The 4,777-nt window shown below is 69.9% G+C and carries 5 protein-coding genes and 2 pseudogenes; 4 read left to right on the forward strand and 3 right to left on the reverse strand.

Features of this window, described 5'->3' with window-relative positions; all coding sequences use genetic code 11:
* Positions 1 to 43: 43 nt before the first annotated feature.
* The 3 genes and pseudogenes from ACFU7Z_RS36415 to ACFU7Z_RS36425 all read right to left on the reverse strand — a co-directional run.
* On the reverse strand, positions 44 to 403 hold the full coding sequence (locus ACFU7Z_RS36415) for a hypothetical protein (protein ID WP_380782329.1): 360 nt from the start codon (positions 401 to 403) through the stop codon (positions 44 to 46).
* 67 nt (positions 404 to 470) lie between these two features.
* Positions 471 to 1,046, reverse strand: a complete 576-nt coding sequence (locus ACFU7Z_RS36420) for an HD family hydrolase (RefSeq protein ID WP_380782331.1) — start codon at positions 1,044 to 1,046, stop codon at positions 471 to 473.
* A gap of 179 nt (positions 1,047 to 1,225) precedes the next feature.
* Positions 1,226 to 1,636 (reverse strand): annotated as a pseudogene (locus ACFU7Z_RS36425) (hypothetical protein); the annotation flags it as partial.
* A 429-nt stretch (positions 1,637 to 2,065) separates the two neighbouring features.
* Here ACFU7Z_RS36425 and ACFU7Z_RS36430 point away from each other — a divergent pair.
* The 4 genes and pseudogenes from ACFU7Z_RS36430 to ACFU7Z_RS36445 all read left to right on the forward strand — a co-directional run.
* Positions 2,066 to 2,329, forward strand: a pseudogene (locus tag ACFU7Z_RS36430) (helix-turn-helix domain-containing protein); the annotation flags it as partial.
* 219 nt (positions 2,330 to 2,548) lie between these two features.
* Positions 2,549 to 3,340 (forward strand): transcriptional regulator, encoded by a 792-nt coding sequence (locus ACFU7Z_RS36435; protein ID WP_380782337.1) that lies wholly within the window; start codon positions 2,549 to 2,551, stop codon positions 3,338 to 3,340.
* 439 nt (positions 3,341 to 3,779) lie between these two features.
* The gene (locus ACFU7Z_RS36440) at positions 3,780 to 4,196 is read left to right on the forward strand and encodes an ATP-binding protein (protein ID WP_380782333.1); all 417 of its coding nucleotides are present in this window, start codon (positions 3,780 to 3,782) and stop codon (positions 4,194 to 4,196) included.
* 14 nt (positions 4,197 to 4,210) lie between these two features.
* Complete coding sequence (locus tag ACFU7Z_RS36445; RefSeq protein ID WP_380782335.1) at positions 4,211 to 4,762, forward strand: hypothetical protein; 552 nt, start codon at positions 4,211 to 4,213, stop codon at positions 4,760 to 4,762.
* Positions 4,763 to 4,777 lie beyond the last annotated feature (15 nt).

Below are 4,777 nucleotides of genomic sequence, written 5' to 3' on the forward strand. Positions count from 1 at the left end.
GTGGGAAGTCGGCGGGGCCGACTTCCCACGCAGAGCACGGTGTTCAGGAATGGGCGCGCTCGATCGCTTCGAAGATGTCCGCATCGGTCTCCTGCTGCCAGGGCGGCAGATCGGCCCAGTCGGCGACGTAGCCCGGCTTCGGGTTCTCGATGTGCTTGTGGATCTGAGCGATCCAGCACGTCGCAACGAACCGGCCCTTCTGCTCCCGGGAGAGCTTGGACGTGTTGCCACCGCTCACGCCGATGAACTCCCGGACCTGGCCGAGGACTGCGGCGGCACACTCCCGCTCCCACTCGGGAGTCTCCTCCCACGGGGCGACATAGCCCGCCTTCGGCTCACCCGGGTAGTGCTTCGTCACGCCCGCGATCCAAGCTTCGCGGAAGATCCGCCCATCAGTCGACATGCGCAACTCCTTTGTCAGATGGCACTGTCAAGCGCCGAAAAGCGGTCGAAGACGAGTGTCGGTGGCGTCACGTCAGGTAGACCTTCTGCCACTCCAGGGAGGTCATGGTCAACGCGGCCTCGGCGAGGGCGCGGGCCGACTCGGTCTTGAGGCTGCCGAGGCTGCTGTCGATCCACGGTTGGACGTTCCGGTAGCCCTGCTCGCGGTACTCCACGGCCTGGATCAGGCACTCCAGCTTGTCCGCGTCGTGGGCGACGGTGACTTCCAGGCTCTCGGTGTTCTCGTACTCCTCCACGAGGGCCTGGAGTCCGGCAACGACGGCCGGGTGAGCGGCGCTGACCTGGTCGGCGGTCACGCGTTCGTTCGACGCGGCGGTGAGGTAGCGCCGACCGATGTGCGGGATATCGCCGACCCGGGTCTCCTGGGTGTCGTGGAAGAGGCACAGCAGGGCGACCTTGGCCGGGTCGGCACCCTCCATCATCGCGAGCACCGCGCCGACGACGCCCGTCCGGAACGAGTGCTCGGCGATCGACTCGGGATCCTTGACGCCGGCGATCCACCAGCCCTGGCGCTTCGCCCGCTTGAGCACGCCCGCCTCGAACAGGTAGCTCGCGGTGCCCCTCACCTGCTTGTCGTCCGTCATGGCTGCCCTTCGCTGCCAGATCGGTTGTCGCTGTGACCGCCTACCCACAGACCGTAGTGCACAGACTCCGACTCTCGACGAGCCACCGTGAAAGACCGTCACCATCAAGCAGCACGCCGACGCGTGCGGCCAGGCCGCGTGGCGAGCGGGGGCTCGCCGCACCGGCGCGGTGAGGCGCGCTACGCCTCCGGAGGCACGCTGTAGCGGCTCAAGACGTCATCCGCCGTGGACTTCTCCAGCAGACGCAGCTCCCAAGGGCCGGTGTTGACGTCGAACTCCTTGCCGAAGCCGACCCACTTGCCGGCCATGCGGCGCCCGGTCGGATCGACCAGCAGCTGAATGGCGCCGTGGTACCTGGCCCCCTGGTAGTAGCCGTCCTGTGCGGTCTGTTCCACCCACGAGCCCGTCACGACGTTCCGCTCGACGGTGAGGTCGAACGACAGCGGCGAGTCGGGATTGGACGAAGCACCGGGGAGCGACCGGCCGGTGATCCGGTTCCCACTCTGGGACAGGACGACGTGGTGCAGGCCGGTGAACGTGTTCTCGCGGCTGCTACTGAAGAACTCGTAGTGGCTGACCCAGACTCCCGAGAGGTCGTCACCCGTGGGAGCGGGTGCGGCCTGCACGGGCACACCCGGTTCATCGCTGGTCATGTCATGGCCTCCCGTAGCATTCACAGCACCTGCGGGCGGACGCCGGTGCGGACGTCCGCAACTGTTCGTCCAGGGTGCCCATCCGCCCGGTCCTCGCCGCGACCACCCGGACCTCCGCCATGCCGATCCACAGGTGCGGGTCGGTCCGTAGCCCTTCGAAGCGGCCCACCGCGTCGGGCCGGCCCGGAATGGTGAGGGCTGCCGAGTTGAGGCCTGCCGCGAGCACTCCGCACGGGGACGGATCCATGTCGAGGCTCCCCACGTCAATCAGTCCTGCCACCGTATCCGTCGACCGGTCGGCGGAGGTAGGTATCCCATGGAACCCGGCCGCGCACCAGCCGACCAGCGTCAACGTTGTTTGACCGAATGATCTGTGACCAGGCGAGTTCGGGGGTACGGTCCCGCATACAGGGTTCAAGGCATTCACGAGATGGGGCCAGCGTGGCACCTCCGGACGGAATCAGCACCGGCCAGCGCATCGCCGCCTACGAAGATGTGAGAGGCCTGAGCCATCGGCAACTCGCCGATCGTGCTCACGTCTCGTACAGCCTGCTCACGAAGGTGGTGGCCGGGCACAAGCCGGCGACGCCCGAGTTCGTGGCAGCGGTGGCCAGGGCCTTGGGAGTTGAGCCTGGCGACCTCCAGCCGCCCTCGTACGGTGACGGGGTGGCAGATGACCCGTTGGTCCCACTGATGGGGCCGATCCGTACGGTGCTCGATCTGTACGACCTGCCGCCGCAGGAGGCTGTTCGACCTCGCGCCCTGCCCGCGCTTCGAGCAGCGGTACGGCAGGTGAACACTCTGGCCCAAGCCGCGAAGTACAAGCCTATGGTGGCGATGCTGCCGGGCTTGCTGGTCGAGTTGCACACGGCCGCGCACGAGTTCACCGGTGATCAGCAGCGGCAGGCGTGGGGCCTGCTGGCGGAGGCCTACCGGTGCGGGCACTCGGTCGGGATCGCCATCGGGTTGAGCGACCTGTCCGCGACCGCGCTGGCCCGGATGGACTGGGCCGCGGAGCGGGCCGGCGACCAGGCGCCCGCACTGCGGGCCGCCCGCGAGTACCTGCGGGTCACCGCCTACCTGCGCGTCGGCGACCTGGAGGCCTGCCGACGCCTCCAGGAGTCCGGCCGCGGCCACCTGGAGGGGACCGACGCCAGGACTCCGAGTGCACTCGTCACCACCGGGCAACTGCACCTCGGCTCGGCCGTGGTCGCCGCCCGCGCCCGACAGAAGGACCTGATGCAGCACCACCTGGACGAGGCTGAACACGTAGCCGCCCGGACCGGCGAGCGGCCGGACCTGTCGCTGCACTTCGGGCCCACCAACGTGCGGGTGCACCGGGTGATGACTCTGGTGGAGGCCGGCGAGCACGACCGGGCGGTGGCCGCCGCGAAGGGGCTGCGCTTCCCCACCGGATGGGCCCCGACCAGGATCGGGCACCACCACATCGACCTGGCCCGGGCCTACCGGTGGATGGCCCGGCCGGAGGCCGCACTCGACCAGCTCGACGCCGCCTACGCGGTCGCACCCGACCAGGTGTCCCGGCACCCGCTCGCCCGCGAGACGGTGACCGCACTGTCACGCTCTGCTAGCCGCCGAAGCCTGCGGCTGTCAACCTGGATCACCCGAACGGGAATCTGATGATCTTTCACTTCTGGTGAAATCCAAGGCCTTCCATCAGCGGCATCGTGGTGTCCAGCCCCCCGAGAAGCGAAGCCTCGGGGTGTGAGCCCGGTCAGGTCCGGGCTCACACCACACCACTGCCGTATCCCTTGGAGCCCGCGATGGCCGCCGCACCCCACCCCTCGCACCCTGCCCAGACGCCGACACCCGGGCCGCGCAGATCCACCGAGGACCGCTTGCGGCGGAGCGCCCTGGCCACCGCAGCGGCCGGCTGGGCAGAGTTCGCCCCGACCGCCGACTCCCGGGCCCGCCGGGCCTCGTGAGTTCGGAGACGGTTCTCTCTCCGCTTGCAGCACGCCCTGCCCCCTGTCGGGTGATCACACCCCGATCGGGGGCAGGCCTGGCGTACGTCGCACGTCCTTCGCTTGCTCCCGCCCCGCCCCTTCGAGGTACCCCCATGCTCACGCCCCGCCGCCCCCGCATGTTCGTCGCCCGGCTCTCCTCCCGGGCCGAATCCACGCCCCTGGCACGGTACTTGCTCCGGGCCTACCTCTCCGGGCTGCCTTCCGGGGACCGGTACCGCGATACCGCCGAACTGCTCCTGGGCGAGCTGTTCGCCAACGCCGTCCAGCACTCCGACGGGCCCGACGACTGCCACATCGAAGTCCGCTTCGCCCTCACCGGCTCCCGGTTGCGGCTGGAGGTGCACGACGCCGGTAGCGGCCGCCCGTCGGTCCGTGCCGCCGCGCCTGACGACGAGCACGGGCGCGGCCTCCACCTCGTCAACGAGCTGGCCGAGCGCTGGGGCTGTGCCTCCCGCCCGTGCGGCTTCGGCAAGTTCGTCTGGGCCCTCATCACCCCCACCACCGTCTGAAAGCCCGACTCCCTATGCACCTCGCGACCCTCGCCCGGCACACCCTCTCCCGTGGCGCCACCCCCGCCGCCACCTACGCCCTCCTCGCCCGCCTCGGCCACCCGCCCCTGCCCGTCGCGCGCGCCGTCTGCCTCGCCCTCGACATCCCCCACGCCGAAACCACCCGCCGCCTGGCCGACTGCTACGACGCCCTGCTCTCGGACCACCACCCCGCCAGCGAGACCGACACCGGCGAACTCCTCGAAGCCCTCGGCGTCTTCGACATCCCCAAGTCGCTCACCGACACCGAACTCGCCGTCGTCGAACACCTCCTGGTCGCCATCGACGCCATGGGCGGCATCCGCCCCGGCCACCACCACGGCCTCCAGCGCTGGTTCACCACCGGCAACCTCACCACCGCCTACCTCTCCCTCACCGCCGCCCACCCCCAGCCCCGCACCGGCGACCCCGCCCTCTACTGGACCACCCTCGTCACCGCCGGCGAACTCCTCGCCACCACCCTCCCCTCCGACCGCCGCATCACCTACGCCCTCACCCACTGCCGCACCCGCGCAACCCACCCGTAAGCACAGGAAGTCGGC

The organism is Kitasatospora sp. NPDC057518, assembly GCF_042802075.1.
In the GTDB taxonomy this organism is placed as follows: Bacteria; Actinomycetota; Actinomycetes; order Streptomycetales; family Streptomycetaceae; genus Kitasatospora.

Bases quoted from the DNA above. Each gene is read 5' to 3' on its own strand.
- ACFU7Z_RS36415 (WP_380782329.1), bottom strand. From the start codon at position 403: ATGTCGACTGATGGGCGGATCTTCCGCGAAGCTTGGATCGCGGGCGTG.
- ACFU7Z_RS36440 (WP_380782333.1), top strand. From the start codon at position 3,780: ATGCTCACGCCCCGCCGCCCCCGCATGTTCGTCGCCCGGCTCTCCTCC.
- ACFU7Z_RS36420 (WP_380782331.1), bottom strand. From the start codon at position 1,046: ATGACGGACGACAAGCAGGTGAGGGGCACCGCGAGCTACCTGTTCGAG.
- ACFU7Z_RS36445 (WP_380782335.1), top strand. From the start codon at position 4,211: ATGCACCTCGCGACCCTCGCCCGGCACACCCTCTCCCGTGGCGCCACC.